Source organism: Nocardia sp. 852002-20019_SCH5090214 (genome assembly GCF_001665865.1).
GTDB lineage: Bacteria > Actinomycetota > Actinomycetes > Mycobacteriales > Mycobacteriaceae > Nocardia > Nocardia nova.
The window spans coordinates 1-844 of sequence record NZ_LZMK01000090.1; the positions used below are offsets into that span (position 1 = coordinate 1).

General features: G+C 69.2%; 1 protein-coding gene. It reads left to right on the plus strand.

Annotated elements, in window-relative coordinates; translation table 11 throughout:
* Positions 1-693 (plus strand): TraG/TraD/VirD4 family protein (locus A5780_RS07755; protein WP_156769416.1); only part of this gene is annotated, 693 nt, incomplete at its 5' end.
* Between the last annotated feature and the right edge of the window lie 151 nt (positions 694-844).

Below are 844 nucleotides of genomic sequence, written 5' to 3' on the forward strand. Positions count from 1 at the left end.
TTCGTCACCAGCACCGACACCCTGTATCTGCTGTCGAAAGAGGGCAAAGCCTCCGGCGGAGCGCTCGTGAGCGCGTTCACGTCGGCGGTCGCGGCAGCGGGCGAGGCCGACGGCGTACGTGCCGGTGGCCGGATGCCGACACCGATGCTGCTCGTGCTCGACGAGGCCGCCAATGTCGTGCGCTGGCGCGATCTGCCGAAGCTCTACAGCCACTTCGGATCTCGCGGCATCGTCGTCATGACCATTCTGCAGTCCTGGGCTCAGGGCGTGGGCTGCTGGGGCGAAGCGGGCATGAAGGCGCTGTGGTCGGCGGCCAACATCAAGGTCCTCGGCAGCGGATTGGACGACGAGGACTTCCTGCAGGCCCGCTCCCGCATCGTCGGTGATCACCGCGAGCTGGTCACCAGCGTCTCGCGCGGCCGGCGGGCGGACTCGGGCACCGAGTCGACCTCGCTGACCACCGAGGCCACTCTCACCGCCAGCGATATCGCGGCCATGCCCCGTGGGCGGGCGCTGGTGTTCACCTCCGGTCACCGCTCGACTCTCGTGCGGACCACGCCGTGGATGGAACGCGCCGACGCCGACCTCATCCGCGAATCGATCGCCGCACACGCACCCACCCAATCCGGCACCACCACGGCTGGCCCGCGCCTGCGTGCCGTGCCGTCTGACGAGGAGGACAACGCAGCATGAGCGACACCACCACCCCCACCAACGGCGCTGCCCCGGCCGGATCGGCTGCCGCGCAGATCATCCCGGCCGCCGAGCTGAGCGAGCTGATGGACGCCGTGGTCCGTAAGGCCGTCAGCGCGAAATTCGCTGAGCAGGCCAAAGAGATCGCCTG